Source organism: Reyranella sp. (assembly GCF_965279465.1).
In the GTDB taxonomy this organism is placed as follows: domain Bacteria; phylum Pseudomonadota; class Alphaproteobacteria; order Reyranellales; family Reyranellaceae; genus Reyranella.
On the sequence record NZ_OZ257242.1, the window covers coordinates 7310509 to 7325170 of the forward strand.

Annotated in this window: 15 protein-coding genes; 9 read left to right on the forward strand and 6 right to left on the reverse strand. The window is 66.7% G+C overall.

Annotated features, from left to right (window positions below):
* Position 1: 1 nt before the first annotated feature.
* From ACQY8M_RS35645 to ACQY8M_RS35670, 6 genes are read right to left on the reverse strand one after another with little or no spacing between them, the layout of a single operon-like run.
* A complete protein-coding gene (locus ACQY8M_RS35645; RefSeq protein ID WP_428666713.1) occupies positions 2-976 on the reverse strand; it encodes a branched-chain amino acid ABC transporter permease in 975 nt (324 codons plus the stop codon).
* Positions 977-986: 10 nt separating this feature from the next.
* Positions 987-1712, reverse strand: a complete 726-nt coding sequence (locus ACQY8M_RS35650) for an ABC transporter ATP-binding protein (RefSeq protein WP_428666716.1) — start codon at positions 1710-1712, stop codon at positions 987-989.
* Positions 1705-2490: an ABC transporter ATP-binding protein gene (locus tag ACQY8M_RS35655; RefSeq protein ID WP_428666719.1), complete on the reverse strand. Its 786-nt coding sequence runs from the start codon at positions 2488-2490 to the stop codon at positions 1705-1707. The genes ACQY8M_RS35650 and ACQY8M_RS35655 overlap by 8 nt, the downstream gene beginning before the upstream one ends.
* A gap of 31 nt (positions 2491-2521) precedes the next feature.
* Entirely contained in the window at positions 2522-3709 is a 1188-nt protein-coding gene (locus ACQY8M_RS35660; RefSeq protein ID WP_428666722.1) for a substrate-binding domain-containing protein, read from the reverse strand.
* Between the two features lie 30 nt (positions 3710-3739).
* The gene (locus ACQY8M_RS35665) at positions 3740-4060 is read right to left on the reverse strand and encodes a serine hydrolase (protein WP_428666725.1); all 321 of its coding nucleotides are present in this window, start codon (positions 4058-4060) and stop codon (positions 3740-3742) included.
* Positions 4038-4943: a LysR family transcriptional regulator gene (locus tag ACQY8M_RS35670; RefSeq protein WP_428666728.1), complete on the reverse strand. Its 906-nt coding sequence runs from the start codon at positions 4941-4943 to the stop codon at positions 4038-4040. Before ACQY8M_RS35670 ends, ACQY8M_RS35665 begins: the two co-directional genes overlap by 23 nt.
* Positions 4944-5008: 65 nt before the next feature.
* Between ACQY8M_RS35670 and ACQY8M_RS35675 the strand changes: the two genes are divergently transcribed.
* The 9 genes from ACQY8M_RS35675 (at position 5009) to ACQY8M_RS35715 (ending at position 14658) form a co-directional block, all read left to right on the forward strand.
* Entirely contained in the window at positions 5009-8590 is a 3582-nt protein-coding gene (locus ACQY8M_RS35675; protein WP_428666730.1) for an ABC transporter ATP-binding protein, read from the forward strand.
* A gap of 18 nt (positions 8591-8608) precedes the next feature.
* Complete coding sequence (locus tag ACQY8M_RS35680; protein WP_428666733.1) at positions 8609-8893, forward strand: hypothetical protein; 285 nt, start codon at positions 8609-8611, stop codon at positions 8891-8893.
* 13 nt (positions 8894-8906) lie between these two features.
* Positions 8907-9443, forward strand: coding sequence for a VOC family protein (locus tag ACQY8M_RS35685; protein WP_428666736.1), 537 nt, complete (start codon positions 8907-8909; stop codon positions 9441-9443).
* Positions 9421-10077 carry a hypothetical protein gene (locus ACQY8M_RS35690; protein ID WP_428666739.1) on the forward strand — a complete coding sequence of 219 codons (657 nt, stop codon included), beginning with the start codon at positions 9421-9423 and terminating at the stop codon, positions 10075-10077. Before ACQY8M_RS35685 ends, ACQY8M_RS35690 begins: the two co-directional genes overlap by 23 nt.
* A gap of 100 nt (positions 10078-10177) precedes the next feature.
* A complete protein-coding gene (locus ACQY8M_RS35695; protein ID WP_428666742.1) occupies positions 10178-10555 on the forward strand; it encodes a hypothetical protein in 378 nt (125 codons plus the stop codon).
* 67 nt (positions 10556-10622) lie between these two features.
* Positions 10623-10889 (forward strand): hypothetical protein, encoded by a 267-nt coding sequence (locus tag ACQY8M_RS35700; RefSeq protein WP_428666745.1) that lies wholly within the window; start codon positions 10623-10625, stop codon positions 10887-10889.
* Between the two features lie 474 nt (positions 10890-11363).
* The gene (locus tag ACQY8M_RS35705; protein WP_428666748.1) at positions 11364-12533 is read left to right on the forward strand and encodes an OmpA family protein; all 1170 of its coding nucleotides are present in this window, start codon (positions 11364-11366) and stop codon (positions 12531-12533) included.
* Positions 12534-12602: 69 nt separating this feature from the next.
* Complete coding sequence (locus ACQY8M_RS35710) at positions 12603-13655, forward strand: phosphotransferase (RefSeq protein ID WP_428666751.1); 1053 nt, start codon at positions 12603-12605, stop codon at positions 13653-13655.
* Between the two features lie 22 nt (positions 13656-13677).
* Complete coding sequence (locus ACQY8M_RS35715) at positions 13678-14658, forward strand: tripartite tricarboxylate transporter substrate-binding protein (RefSeq protein WP_428666754.1); 981 nt, start codon at positions 13678-13680, stop codon at positions 14656-14658.
* The last annotated feature ends 4 nt before the right edge of the window (positions 14659-14662 follow it).

Consider the following 14662-nt stretch of genomic DNA (forward strand, 5'->3'; position numbering starts at 1 on the left):
GTTACCTCTTCGCCACGGGATAGAGGCCTTGCGGTCGCCACAGCAATACCAGCGCCATCAGCAGGATGTTCGACCCGAGCGCCACCTTGGGCGCCAGGAAGCCGATATAGTTGGCCGTCAGCCCGACCAAGAGAGCGCCGACGAAGCAGCCGCCGACCGAGCCCAGCCCGCCGATGATGATGACGATGAAGACCAGCACGATGACCTGGGCGCCGATCGCCGCCGTCACCGTCTCCTGGTAGAGGCCCCACATGGCACCGCCCAGCCCGGCGAGCGCCGAGCCGACCACGAACACGCCGACGAACAGGCGGCGGATGCGATAGCCCAGCGCCTCGACCATCTCGCCGTTCTCGACGCCGGCCCGGATCAGCAGGCCGATGCGGGTGCGGTTGAGGGTCAGTGCCAGCGCCGCGAAGACGGCCAGGCCGATGACGACCGCGAGCAGCCTGTACTTCTCGATCGCGATGTCGCCGATCAGCAGGGCGCCGCGCAGCGCGGTCGGCCGGGTGAGCGTGATCTGCTCGGGCCCCCACACGACCTTGAGCAACTGCTCGGCCACGATCAGGCCGCCGGTCGTGACCAGGATCTGCTTGAGGTGCTGGCCATAGACCGGCTGCACGATCACCCTCTCGAAGACCAGGCCCAGCCCGCCGCTTACCGCCATGGCGGCTAGGATCGCCGGCAGGAAGGCCGCCAGGTTGAGCCAGAGCGAGTCGGCCTGCATCCACGGTCCGAGTGCCAGCATGACGCTCGCCGCCACGAAGGCGCCGACGGCGATGAAGGCGCCGTGGCCGAAGTTCAGCACATCCATCAGGCCGAAGGTGAGCGTCAGGCCGGACGCCATGACGAAGATCATGAGCCCCATGGCGAGGCCGGCAACGGTGAGCGTCACCCAGCTCGACGGCGCGCCGACCAGCGGCAACGCGGCAATCGCGAGAGCGGGAATCAGCAGCAGCGGAATCCAGTCGCGTTTCATTGATTGAGGGTCATTGGTGCGTGTCCATGCCGAGGCCGAGCAGGTGCTGCTGCAGCGCGCCGTCCGCCGCGAAAGCCGCCATGCCGCCGGTGTGCGCGACCTTGCCGTCGTCCATCACGGCGACGTAGTCGCCGAGCTGGCGCGCAAAGGCGAAGTTCTGCTCGACCACCAGGAGGGTCGACTCGCCGTCCTTCAGCTCGCGGAAGGCTGCGATCATGTTGGCGATGATGGCGGGCGCCAGGCCCTTGGTCGGCTCGTCGATCAGCAGCAGGCGGCGCGGCTCGACGATGGCGCGGGCCACCGCCAGCATCTGTTTCTGGCCGCCCGAGAGATGGCCGGCCGGCAGCTGCCAGAAGCGTTTCAACGCCTCGAAGCGGGTGAAGATCCAGTCGAGTCGCTTCTGGTCCGGTGGGCCGGAACGCGCGGCGAGGATCAGGTTCTCCTGCACCGTAAGGTCGGCGAAGATCGCCATGCTCTCCGGCACGTAGGCGATGCCGCGTCGGGCGATGTCTGGCGTCGGGAGCCTCGCGATGTCCTGACCGGCGAAACGGATCTCGCCCGCCGCCGCGCGCCACAGCCCCATGATGGTGCGCAGCGTCGTGGTCTTCCCCGCGCCGTTGCGTCCCAGCAGCATCGTCAGCCCGCCCTCGGGTACGTCGAACTCGACGCCGTGCAGAATGTGATAGCGACCGATATCGGTCTTCACGCCGCGCAGGGAGAGGAGCGGTTCAGCCATCGGCCGCTCCGCCAAGATACGCCTCGCGCACGATGTCGGAGTTGATCACCTCGGCCGGCTTGCCGTCGGCGACCAGCTTGCCCTGATGCAGCACGACGATGCGGTCGGAGAGCGAGCGGACGACGTCCATCTTGTGCTCGACCAGCAGGATCGTCTTGTCGCCGCGCTGCTTGATGGCGGCGATGATGGCCAGCACGGTCGGCACCTCGTCGATGCTCATGCCGGCGGTCGGCTCGTCGAACATGAAGATGTCGGGCTCGAGCGCCAGCAGGATCGCGACCTCGAGCTTGCGCTGGTCACCGTGCGGCAGGGTCGCGGCCACAGCGTCGGCGCGGTCCGACAGCGACACGGCGGCAAGATGCTCGCGCGCTCGATCGGCCAGCTCGCGATGGGTCGAGGTGCGGCTGAACAGGTCGAGCGCCTTGCCGCTCTTCACCTGCACCGCCAGCCGCACGTTCTCCAGCGCTGTGAGGTTGGGAAAGAGGTTGGTCAGCTGGAAGGCGCGGCCGAGCCCCAGCCGCGTGCGGCGCGGCGCGGCGTAGCCCGTGATGTCCTCGCCGTTCAGCCGCACCCGGCCCGAGGTCGCCGGCAACTGGCCGGAGATCAGGTTGAAGTAGGTTGTCTTGCCGGCGCCGTTCGGACCCACGATCGAGGTCAGCGTGCCCGGCTGAAAGGCGCACGACACGCCGTCGACGGCCGCGTGGCCGCCGAAGCGGATGGTGAGGGACTGGGTTTCGAGCATCAACTCATCGGAGCGCGCCACTCCAGTGGCGCTCATGATGCGCCATTGGAGTAGCGCGCTCCCCTGATCAGCGCTTGTTCTTGATCGGCAGCTTCATCTCGTCAGCCGGGATCTCGCGGACCAGCTCGAGGAGATCGGTGTTGTCCGGCGGGTTGGCCTTCATGCGCCACTGGTACATCACCTGCAGCGCCTGATGGTCTTCCTTGCGGAAGGTCATCTTGCCCTTGGGCGTGTCGAACTCCAGGCCTTCCATCGCGGCGATCAGCTTCTCGGTGTCGGTGCTGCCCGCCTTCTTGACCGCGGCGACCACCGCCATGCCGGCGGCCATGCCGCCCGCGACGAAGAAGTCCGGGGGCGCGCCGTTGTTCTTCTTCTTGTACTCGGTCACGAGCCAGTCGTTCACCGGGTTCTTGGGGAAGCCCCAGTAGTAGTAGATCGCGCCTTCGAGGCCGGCGAACTGCTTCCAGCCGGCCATCACCGGCAGGATGTTGCCGCCCGGCGCGATCTCGATCTTGTAGCGCTCCGGCTTGAGGTCCATCAGCTTCGGCAGCGGATGGGCGCCGGCCCAGACCACGGCGATGATCTTGCGGCCGGGCTTGTCCTTCAGCGAGTCGAACAGGCGCTGGCCCGAGGCGGTGAAGTCGGTGGTCTGCGCCGGCGTGTATTCCTCGTGCACCACCTTGGCCTTCGAGCCGACGGCCACCAGCGCGTCCTTGAGCGAGGCGATGCCGTCCTTGCCGAAGGCATTGTCCTGCGCGAGCGTGGCGATGGAGATGTTCTCGTCCTTCAGCGTCGCCGCTGCGGCCAGAGCGTCCTGCGAGGAGTTGCGCGCGGTGCGGAAGATGTAGCGGTTCCACTTGTCGCCGGTGATCTGGTCGGCGACGGCAGGCTCGACGATCAGGATCTTCTTGTACTCCTCGGCAACCGGCAGCATCGCCAGAGCGATCGGAGAGCCGGTGGTGCCGACGGCGATGTCGACCTTGTCGTCGCCATAGGCCTGCTCGAGCGCGGCCTTGCCCATGTCGGGCTTGAGCTGGTCGTCCTTGACGATGACCTGGATTTTGCGGCCGTCGATCTCCATCTTGCCCTGGGTCGCGTATTCGAGGCCGAGCATGAAGCCCGCCTCGGTCTGGCGGGCATAGGCTTCGAGCGGTCCGGTCTTGCTGTAGATGAGCGCAATCTTGAGCGGCTGCTGCGCGGCCACCGGGCCCGCCAGCATCACGCCGGCGAGTGCAACAATCGAACGACGAAGCATCGAGGAACCCTCCCTTGCGAGGAGGTCCTTCTAGTCGATGATGGCGGCCTGCACCATGCTCCGGACGCGATTGCGCAGCTCGATCCGGTCGGGATCGCTCACCTGCACCATGTAAATCGCGACGAGCTGTTCCTTGGGATCGACCCAGAACAAGGTGCCGGCATTGCCGGCCTGGCCATGTTCGCCGACCGAGCCCGCGACCACCGCCTCGCCGACCTGCTGGCGGACCTCGACGCCAAGGCCGAAGCCCTGGCCTGGCGGACGGCCGGGTCGCACGCCGGTGTGGTCGGCGGTCACGATTCGCGGGTCCGCCTGCTGATGGCGCGCTTCATTGGCTGCCTGCTCGGCCATGGCCCTCCAGGACGGGACGATGGCGCTGGAAGAGCTCGACCAGGGCGTCCATGACCGCCCGCACCCGCGGCAGGGCGCGCAGGTCGCGATGCACCAGCAGCCATTGCTCGGTGGTGATCTCGGGCAGCACACCGCCAACACGGCGTAGCGCGGCATCCTGATCGGCGAGATAGCAGGGCATCACGGCAAGGCCCGCGCCGACACGCACGGCATCGTGCAGGACGAGCCAATTGTTGACCCTGATCTCCGGTCGCCGCCCAATATGGTGGTGCAGCCAATGCTGGCCCGGCATGTAGCTGTGGTCGTCGTCGAAGCCGATCCAGGGGCGGTCGACAAGTGCCGTCATCTCCGTGCGACCCACATCGAGCGAGCGCGCGGCATAGACCGCGTAGGCGACCTTGCAGAGCTTGCGCGTGACGATGCCGGCGAGTTCCGGCACCTGCTCGCGGATCAGCAGGTCGGCCTCCCGCCGCGACAGGTTGGCGAGCGTATGGCTGGCTATCACCTCGAACTCGATATGCGGCAGCTGCGCGCGCAGCCCCGGCAGATGACGCGCGACCAGCACCGCCATTGCCTCGCCGGCCGAGAGGCGCACCACGCCGCTCACCGTATCGCTGAGCCCGACGCTGCGCCGATTGATCGACAGGGCCGCCTTCTCCATTGCCTCGGTGTCGGCCAGCAGCTCCGCTCCGGCAGCGGTCGGCACGAAGCGGTCTGGCAGACGATCGAACAGCCGCGCGCCGATCTGCCTTTCCAGCGCCTGGACGCGGCGCGCGACGGTGGGATGGCTGACGCCAAGCGCCTTGGCCGCTGTAGTCAACGTGCCCCCGCGTGCAAGCGAGAGGAATATCCGCAGGTCGTCCCAGTTCGGCTCCATGTTCATAATTGTACAGGCAGATTTCCCAATTGTGGACTGACGAATAGGAATGTTCGGCCTAGCCTTCGACCATGCACATCGAACCGCGCCTCCTCGCCTTCACCAAGGGCATACGCCTCCGCATCGTCGCCGCCGTGGCGCTGGGCCTTTTGTCGGTCGGACTGGGCGTCGCCCGCCTCGCCCTGCTGGGCTGGCTGATCGGGCAGGTCTTCGCCGGCCGCGACATCTGGAGCCTCGAGGCGCCGATCCTGTCGATCGCCGCGGTCATGGTGCTGCGCGGTGCTGCCGAGCACTGGCGCGCGGTCGTCGCGCACGAGAACGCCGCGCGGGTGCAGAAGGCGCTGCGGCGCACGCTCTACGACAAGATCGCCGCACTCGGACCGGGCACCGTCGGCCGCCAGCGCTCGGGCGGCCTCACCCTGTCGATGATCGACGGCGTCGAGCAGCTCGAAACCTATTTCGGCCAGTTCCTGCCGCAGTTCCTGATCGCACTGCTCTCGCCGCTGCTGATCTTCGCCTTCGTCGCCTTCATCGATTTGCCGATCGCGCTGGTCATGCTGGGCTTCGCCCTGGTGGCACTGTTCGCGCCGGCACTGTGGCACAAGTTCGACGTCCGCAACTCGCAGTCCCGCCAGCGCGCCTATGCGAGCTTCGCCGCCGAGTTCCTCGATTCGATCCAGGGTCTCGCCACGCTGAAAGCGTTCGGCCAGGGCAAGACCCGCGCCGACAAGCTCGAGGTCGAGGCGCGCGACCTGTTCCGCCGCACCATGTGGGTGCTCGGCACCAACGCGCTGGCGCGCGGCATCACCGATACCGCCATCGCCTGCGGCGCAGCGACGGCGCTCATCTACGGCGCAGTGCGCGTCGAGTCGGGCGCGATGGCGCTGACCTCCCTGCTGATCATCCTGATGCTGGGCGTCGAAATCTTCCGGCCGATGCGCGAGCTGCGCACCGTGCTGCACCAGGGCATGGTCGGCCTGTCGGCCGCGCAGGGCATCTACAGGATCCTCGACGACAAGCCATCAGTCGCCGACGTTCTGCCGGCGCCGCTCGACAAGGCTTTGGCCCCGACTATCGCCTTCGAGAACATCCGCTTCTCCTATCCCGGCACGCGTCGCACGGTGCATGACGGTCTCAGCTTCCGCGCCGAAGCCGGCCAACGGCTCGGGCTGGTCGGCCCGTCGGGTGGCGGCAAGTCGTCGATCGTGCGCCTGCTGCTGCGCTTCTACGATCCCGACGGCGGCCGCATCACCCTGGGCGGGCACGACCTGCGCACGCTCTCCTTCGAGCAGATCCGCTCGCTGATCTCGGTGGTGAACCAGGACACGTTTCTGTTCCACGGCACGGTCGAGGAGAACATCCGGCTGGGCAAACCCGGCGCCTCGCAGCGACAGCTCGAGGACGCGGCGCGCGCGGCCAACATCCACGAGTTCATCCAGGGCCTGCCCCAGGGCTATGCCACCGTGATCGGCGAGAAGGGCATCAAGCTCTCGGGCGGCCAGCGCCAGCGGCTCGCCATCGCCCGTGCGCTCTTGCGCGACACGCCGATCCTGGTGCTCGACGAGGCGCTCTCCGCCGTCGACGCCGAGAACGAGGCGGTGATCCAGGAGGCGCTCGACCGGTTGATGCAGGGCCGCACGACCCTGATCCTCGCCCATCGCCTGTCGAGCGTGATCGACTGCGACCGGATTCTCGTGCTCGACGGCGGCAAGGTGACGGAGCAGGGTCGCCATGCCGACCTGATGTCGCGCGGCGGCGTCTATTCCGGGCTGATGGCCGAGCAGGCGCGCGAGTCGTCGACCGGCGCAACGCTCGATGCCTTCGTGACGCCGGCCCGCACCGAGAGCGTTTCGGACACGCCGGGCGGCGCGGTGAAGCCGCTGACCGAAGGCATCATCAAGGCCGATGGCCTCACCTGGTATCAGGTGGTGGCCACGCTGATGAAGGTGATCATGCCGTGGAAGGGCAAGCTCACCGCGACCTTCGTCCTGGGCGTGCTGCGCGTCATCGCTTTCGTCGGCGTCGGCGTGCTGTCGGCGCTGATCGTGCTGGCGCTCAAGAACCAAGAGCCGTGGGGCGGTCTGGCCGTCGCGCTCGCCCTGCTGGCGCCGGTGTCGGGCGTGCTGCACTGGCTGGAATCCTGGATGGCGCACGACATGGCCTTCCGCCTGCTGGCCGAGATGCGGATCGACGCCTTCCGCAAGCTCGATGCCCTGGCGCCGGCCTATCTGGTGCGCCGCCGCACCGGCGATCTGATGGCCCTGGCCACGCACGACATCGAGTTGGTCGAGTACTTCTTCGCGCACACCGTGGCGCCCGCGTTCGTGGCGATTCTCATACCGGCCGCCGTCCTTGCCGCGCTGGCCTGGGCCAGTGGCTGGCTGGCGCTGGCACTGCTGCCCTTCCTGCTGGCCGTCGGCCTCAGCCCCTTCCTGATGCGCAAGCGGGTGGACCGTCTCGGCTCCGAAGCGCGCGAGGCGGCAGGCGAGCTCGGCGCCTTCGCCGTTGATTCGGTGCAGGGCTTAAGCGAGATCGTCGCCTTCCAGCAGGAGGCTCGGCGCGGCGAGCGGTTGAACGAGCTGTCGCAGCGTCACATCGACCTGCGCCTGCCGTTCTTCCGCGAGCTCACGCTGCAGCACGCCATCCTCGAGGTATTGACTGGCCTGGGCGGCCTCGCCGTCGTCGTGACCGGGGCGGCACTGTCGTCGCAAGGCACGATCGATCCCGGCCTGTTGCCGCTGCTCACCATCCTCGCGATGGCAGCCTTCCTGCCGGTGTCGGAGATCGCCCAGATCGGCCGCCAGCTTGCCGACACCCTGGGCGCCACGCGCCGCGTCTACGCGCTGGCCAACGAGCCGATCCCGGTGCGCGACGGCCCCGGCGTGCCGGTCAGGAAAGGCGCCGCCGCGCTCGCCCTCGAGGGCGTGAGCTTCACCTATCCCGGCCAGACGCGACGCGCGCTGTCCAATGTCACTGTCGCCATACCCGCCGGCCAGACGGTCGCACTTGTCGGGACTTCGGGCGCGGGCAAGACGACGACGGCCCAATTGCTGATGCGCTTCTGGGATCCCGACTCCGGCCGCATCACGTTGAACGGCGCCGACCTCAAGGACTACAAGCTCGACGACCTGCGCCGCATGATCGCCCTCGTCGCGCAGGACACGTACCTGTTCAACGACACGTTGCGTGCTAACGTGCTGATCGCGCGTCCCGAGGCCTCGGAGGAGGAGCTGCATGCGGCCATCACGCACGCCTCGCTCGGCGATCTCGTGGCTGCCCTGCCCAACGGGCTCGACTCGCCGGTCGGCGAGCGCGGCACGAGCCTGAGCGGCGGGCAGCGCCAGCGGGTCGCAATTGCCCGTGCCTTCCTGAAGGACGCTCCGATCCTGATCCTCGATGAGGCGACCTCGCACCTCGATGCGGTCAACGAGCAGGCCGTACGCCGCGCACTCGACCTGCTGCAGGCCGAGCGCACCACCATCGTCATCGCCCACCGCCTGTCGACCGTGCGCGATGCCGACCTGATCGTGGTGCTCGACGAGGGCCGAATCGCTGAGACCGGCACGCATGGCGCCCTGTTGATGAAGGGCGGACTGTACGCCCGGCTGGTATCGCGCCAGCTTGCTTCCGCTTATGCACCCGCGGCATCGTGATCCGCGGAGGAGTTCCGCGTGCCATGGCCTTTGCTCTCTTTCGTCGAGCTTGGCTACCCCAGCCTGGAGGTCGTCGAATGGTTCGCCTACTTCGCGAAGACCGGTACGGCCGCACCGGCAATCGACGAATGGAATCGCCAGGTGCGCACCGTGCTCAACGACGGCAATCTAAGGGAGGAGCTCACGCAGCTCGGTCTCGATGTCGAATCCTCGACACCGCAGGAGGTGGCGGCGCGGGTTGTCAGCCATCAGAAGGAATGGAAGGCCCGCATGCAATCCGTTGGCATGCAGCCGATCAACTGAGGGGGGAAGCTCGATGTTCAGTCACGTCACGGCCGGCAGCAACGACATGGCGAAGTCCAAGGCCTTCTATGACGGCGTGACCAAGCCGCTCGGCCTGGTGCTTCATATGGAATTCCCCGACGGCATGGGCTACGGCCCGAAGGGTGGTCGACCGCAGCTCTGGATCGTGCGCCCGCTCGACAAGCAGACGGCCACGGTCGGCAACGGCATCACCATCGGCCTGGAAGCCGACACACGCGCTGCAGTCGATGCCGCCCATGCCGCCGGCGTGGCCGCGGGCGGAAAGGACGAAGGCAAGCCCGGCCTGCGCACGCACTACCATCCGAACTATTACGGCGCCTATGTTCGCGATCCGGAAGGCAACAAGGTTTGCATCGTTTGCCACAAGCCGGCGTTAGGCGTATCTTTCCACTCGTTTCGTGGAGTACGCACACATGCCTCCGTTCAAGGTGTTCTGGCAGCCGGGTTGAACCAGCTGTCTGAGACTCAAAGAGTTTCTATCGGTCCGTGGGATCGACTTCGTTTCAGTGAATGTTCTCGAAGACCCTGACGGCCTTGCCGAGCTGCAGAAGCTTGGCGCGCGGTCGGTACCTGTCTTGTCGCGCGCCGACAAATTCACCTTCGGCCAAAGCACCAAGCAGATTGTCGACTTCCTCGGCCTGAACGAGAAATCGGGCCCCGAGCTCTCGACCGACGAACTGGCCGGACGTGTCGACAAGTACATGGGCGCCGCGCTCGAGCTGATCCCGATGATGCCGTACGATCGGCTCGGCACTTTTGTCCCTGGCCGCCCGCGCAGCTACCGAACTCTGGGCTTCCATCTCTTCCGGGTCGTGGCGGCCTTCCTCGATGCCAACGAGGGCACGACCCTGGTGCAGGCCGCGTTCCGCGAGGAACCGGCAGCCGACGCCGACACCGCGGCCCTCGTCGCGTATGGCGAGAGTGTACGCAAACGCTTCAAGGACTGGTGGGCCAAGGGCGATACGGCACCAGAAAAGGTGTTGCCGACCTACTATGGCGCACAGAGCCTGCACGAGCTGATGGAACGCACCACCTGGCACTGCGGCCAGCATGTCCGGCAGTACATGATGCTGCTGGAGAAGGAGGGCGTGAGCCATCATACCCCTCTCAAGCCGCCCGACTTCACCAGGCTGCCGTTCCCCCAAAACGTCTGGGACGGTTGAGGCCGCCAGGCGCTCGCGATCAGAAGACTCTATTGAGCGAAACCTTCGACGGGGAACTGCGTTTATTGCGCAGAGTTCACCCCTAGCCCGGAGGTTATCGATGCGCGCCAACGGTACTGCCAACGCCTTGCCGAGCAAAGACCTGGTCAAGGAAATCAACGCCCTGAAGGCCCAGCTCAAGAAGCTGTCGTCGGCCATGGAGGCCGATGCCACCGAAGGCGTGAGCCGCGCGGTCGGTACCATCGAGTCCAAGAGCAAGGAAGCCATCGACGACGCCATCGAGACGGCGCAGAACTTCATCGATGAATATGCGGAGAACGCCAAGGACTATGCCGCAGCGCTCGGCAAGAAGTCCGAGCAGATCCGCGACAGCGCTGCCAACTCGCTGGTCGAGACCGTGCAGGCACGTCCGTTCGGAACGCTCGCCGCGGTAATCGGCATCGGCTTCCTTGCGGGGTTCCTTTGTCGTCGGGGCTAAGCCCAAGACCAGAGAAGCCAGGATTGCCCAAGTCGCGGCGCGTCCCGCGCGCGCCGCGCTTCCGGCAATGATCGGGCCTCTTCTCAAGCTCATGGCGGTTCCGGCGATGGCGCGTACCGTGCGTGCCTCGGCGGCCGACGCAGCGACCCGTGCCGGTTTCGGGCTTGCCGCCGGCCTGGCGGGCGCCGTGGGGCTTTTCTGTTTCAGCCGGTCCACCCTGACCGTGCTCGAGCGCAATATGGATCCGGCCGAGGCTTGGGCCGTGCTCGGCGGCTTCTACAGTGCGGTCGGCGGCATCCTTTACTTCGCGGCGACCAGGCGGCGTCGCGGCTGACGCGGGCGCTGGCGCACCGGCTGAGCCCGCGACGCCAACGGCGGCTTGACTGCGATCCACTCCGCCACCTGACGATCGTCGGCCATCCAGCCAACACAACGACGCAAGGGGCCGCGATCGTGCTGAACAGGATCAGCAGCGGCACAACCACACTTGCACCGATCGTTCCACACTTCCAGCCAAGCAGCGCGCTCGCGACGAACACGGCCACCGTGTTGAGCGCGCAACGTCGGCTGACGAAAGCCGGTCACGCAGACCGACAGGACGATTAATGCACGGCGGATGGCCGAAGCGGCGCGCACGTGAACCGTCGGGATGACGACGTCTCTCCCGTGATTGACAGTAACGACGACCGCTCGTGACGGTTGCCAGTGCCATGCGCGGCTCGCAAAAAGATTCTGTTTGACTTGTGGCGAAACTGGTGCGGAAAAGCAGCGTTCTCCATGACGACGGAACTCCGAGGAGTGCGTTGTGGTGGCCCCTGTCGGCAGGCTGATCGCTCTTGCAGGATTCATCGGCGCACTGGCCGCACCCGCGTCGGCGCAGGTGCCCGATCAGCAGGGCTTCTTCGGCCACATCGACGGACGCTGGATGTGGCTGGGTGGCGACCGCATCTCCGCCCAGGGCGGCGCGGCCCCGGTCACCAACGGCCCGGGCGGCCAGATGCTGATCGGCTACAAGCTCGATCCGCACTGGGACGTGGCGTTGGCCGGCGACGTGCAGGGCCTGCTGTCGACCCTGACGCAGTTCCGCAACGGCACGCTCTCGGTTGACGCCAACCACCAGCATTTCGATCTCGAGGCCGGCTACAGCAACGCCTGGTGGCGTGCGAACGCCGGCCTGCGCGGCTTTCACTACAGGCAGGGCGCCGTCTACAGCATCCCGGGCTTCGCCGGCTCCGATCAGCGCGAGATGTACGGTATCGGTCCCAAGATCGGCGTGGGCATACGCGTGCCGGTCTCCGAGAGCTGGGCGGTAGTCGGCGGCGCGGATGCGGCCCTGCTCTATGCGTCGTTCGCCGACACCGGTGGCGGCGTGGTGCTCAACAACGCCTCCTACTGGCAGTTCGTGCCGCAGCTCAGCGGCGAGCTGGGCGTGAGCTGGCGCTCCTCTGACTCGCCATCCTTCTCGTTCACGACCGGCGCGCGCATCGCCACCTCCTTCAGCACGACCATCACCTCGGACGGTTCGCGCCGGGGAACCCTGGTCGAGTACGGCCCCTTCATCCGCATGGCCTACAACTTCGCCGGCCCGAGCAGGAGCCAGCGAATGGCGGTCAAGGAAGAGCGCGAGATCTGGACCAATTCACCGCCGACCGGCACACAGCGCTACCTCGTCCATTTCGGCTACGAGCGCAGCGACATCAGCCTCGTGGCCGCCTCGGTGATCCGACAGGCCGCCGAAGACATCCGGCGCGGACAGCCGGCCAACATCGCGATCGCCAGCACCGATGTCGAGAACGGCACCGAATATTCCCGGGCGCTGTGGCAGCGCCGCGCCGAGGCAATCCGCGAGGCGCTGGCCAAGGAAGGCGTCTCGCCTTTGCAGGTCGATATCGCTGCCTCGGGCGAGGTCGCGCCGCTCGCCCCAGTCTCCGGTGGCATGCTGGAAGGCAGGAATGCGCGGGCTCAGATCACTTTCTGAAATCGTGTTTCTCTCTGTGGGATAGCGCGGTTGCCGCGAGACACGCGCTGACCCTAGGGTCGCCGGGTCATGCCGACCTATGCCAGTACCGTGCCCGTCATGGAGCGCCACCGCTTCGACGTAGCCTCGCTCGATCGCTACCTGCGCGCGAAACTCGCCGGCTACCGCGGCGGCCTCGACGTGCGCCAGTTCGATTCGGGCCATTCAAACCCGACCTTCTTCCTCTCGGCCGAGATGGAGGGCGGCAAGCGCCAGGACTTCGTGCTGCGCAAGAAACCGCCCGGCAAGCTGGTCGCCTCCGCCCATCAGGTCGATCGCGAGTTCCGGGTGATCTCGGCACTTGCCGCGACCGACGTGCCGGTCGCCCCCGCCCATCTGCTGTGCGCCGACGATTCGGTCATCGGCCAGATGTTCTACATCATGAGCTGCGTCGAGGGCCGCATCCTGGTCGATCCGTCGATGCCGGACCAGACGCCGGCCGAGCGCACGGCGATCTTCGATTCGATGAACGACGTGCTGGCGCGCCTGCACAAGGTCGTCCCGGCCAAGGTCGGGCTGGGCGACTATGGCCGCAGCGGCCAATACATCGCCCGCCAGGTGTCCCGCTGGACCAAGCAATATGCCGAGCTCAAGACCGAGAACATCCCGGCGATGGACAAGCTCGCGGCCTTCCTGCCCGCGAACATCCCGGCCGAAGATCCGACCACAATCGTCCACGGCGACTACCGGCTGGGCAACCTGATCGTCCATCCGACCGAGCCGCGCATCGTCGCCGTCCTCGACTGGGAGCTGTCGACGCTCGGCCATCCGTTGTGCGACCTCGCCTACAACTGCATCGGCTACCATCTCAAGGATCCGCCGCACGGTTTCGCTAGGGCCGACTTCAGGAAGCTCGGCCTGCCGACCGAAGAAGAGTATGTCGCCGCCTACTGCCGCCGGATGGGCCGCGACCGGATCGATCACTGGAACTACTACGTCGCCTTCTCGCTGTTCCGCCTCGCCGCCATCGCGCAGGGCGTCTATCGACGCGGGCTGGCGGGCAACTCGTCCAATCCGGACTCCGTGAAGATGAGCAAATCGCCGCGCGAGCGCGCCGAGCTGGCGTGGAGCCTGGTCGGCTAATCAAACAAAGGGAGGAACGACAATGACGACGATCAAGCGCCGCACCGCGCTCGCCTTGGGCGGCGCGACGCTCGCTGCACCGGCCATCGGCCGCGCCGATACCGCCCTGCCCGACAAGACGCTGAAAATCCTCGTCGGATTCCCGGCGGGCGGCGGTTCGGACGTGATGGCGAGAGTGATCGCCGAGGCGGTGAAGCGGCGGACCGGGCGCAACGTCATCATCGAAAACAAGACCGGCGCCTCGGGCACGATCGCCGGTGAAGCGCTGAAGAACAGCGCGCCCGACGGCACGACGATCTGCTTCATGCCCTCTGCCACGGTGGTGCAGAAGCTCACCATGGCCTCGATCCCGTTCGACCCGCAGACCGACATCGCGCCGATTACGCTGGCCGGCACCGTCCAGACGGCCTTCTGCGTGTCGCCGGCCATCGGCGTCAATTCGCTCAAGGAATACATCGAGTGGCTGAAGAAGAACCCCACGCGCAACGGCTTCGGCACGACGGCGATGGGCTCCTTCACCCATTTCTTCGGCGTGATGACGGGCCAAGCGATCGGCATTCCACTCGAACCGGTGCCCTATCGCGGTGCGGCTCCGCTGGTCGCCGACCTGCAGGGCGGCCATGTCCCGGCCGGCTGCGGCGGGATCACCGATTTCCTCGAGCATCACCGTGCCGGCAAGGTGAAGGTGATTTTCACCTCCGGACAGAAGCCCACCACATCGGCCCCCGAGATCCCGACCGTAACCCAGCTCGGCTATCCCAACATCAGCATCCTGGGCTGGTACGTCTTCTTCGCGCCGCCCAAGACGCCGCCTGCTCTGATCGAAGCGTGGGGCACCGAGCTGCGCACCGTGCTCAAGCTGGCCGAAATCGAGAAGAAAATGACCGAGTTCGGCCTCGACGTGGAAACCTCGACGCCCGCCGAGGTCAGCCAGCGCATGGCCGCAGACTTCAAGCGCTGGAAGGAAATTCTCGATTCGATCGGCTATAAGCCGTCGAACTGACGAG

Excerpts from the sequence above, each read along its gene's own strand:
- ACQY8M_RS35700 (WP_428666745.1), top strand. The coding sequence starts at position 10,623 with ATGATCGGGCCTCTTCTCAAGCTCATGGCGGTTCCGGCGATGGCGCGT.
- ACQY8M_RS35655 (WP_428666719.1), bottom strand. The coding sequence starts at position 2,490 with ATGAGCGCCACTGGAGTGGCGCGCTCCGATGAGTTGATGCTCGAAACC.
- ACQY8M_RS35710 (WP_428666751.1), top strand. The coding sequence starts at position 12,603 with ATGCCGACCTATGCCAGTACCGTGCCCGTCATGGAGCGCCACCGCTTC.
- ACQY8M_RS35715 (WP_428666754.1), top strand. The coding sequence starts at position 13,678 with ATGACGACGATCAAGCGCCGCACCGCGCTCGCCTTGGGCGGCGCGACG.
- ACQY8M_RS35685 (WP_428666736.1), top strand. The coding sequence starts at position 8,907 with ATGTTCAGTCACGTCACGGCCGGCAGCAACGACATGGCGAAGTCCAAG.
- ACQY8M_RS35660 (WP_428666722.1), bottom strand. The coding sequence starts at position 3,709 with ATGCTTCGTCGTTCGATTGTTGCACTCGCCGGCGTGATGCTGGCGGGC.
- ACQY8M_RS35670 (WP_428666728.1), bottom strand. The coding sequence starts at position 4,943 with ATGAACATGGAGCCGAACTGGGACGACCTGCGGATATTCCTCTCGCTT.
- ACQY8M_RS35675 (WP_428666730.1), top strand. The coding sequence starts at position 5,009 with ATGCACATCGAACCGCGCCTCCTCGCCTTCACCAAGGGCATACGCCTC.
- ACQY8M_RS35650 (WP_428666716.1), bottom strand. The coding sequence starts at position 1,712 with ATGGCTGAACCGCTCCTCTCCCTGCGCGGCGTGAAGACCGATATCGGT.
- ACQY8M_RS35665 (WP_428666725.1), bottom strand. The coding sequence starts at position 4,060 with ATGGCCGAGCAGGCAGCCAATGAAGCGCGCCATCAGCAGGCGGACCCG.
- ACQY8M_RS35695 (WP_428666742.1), top strand. The coding sequence starts at position 10,178 with ATGCGCGCCAACGGTACTGCCAACGCCTTGCCGAGCAAAGACCTGGTC.
- ACQY8M_RS35645 (WP_428666713.1), bottom strand. The coding sequence starts at position 976 with ATGAAACGCGACTGGATTCCGCTGCTGCTGATTCCCGCTCTCGCGATT.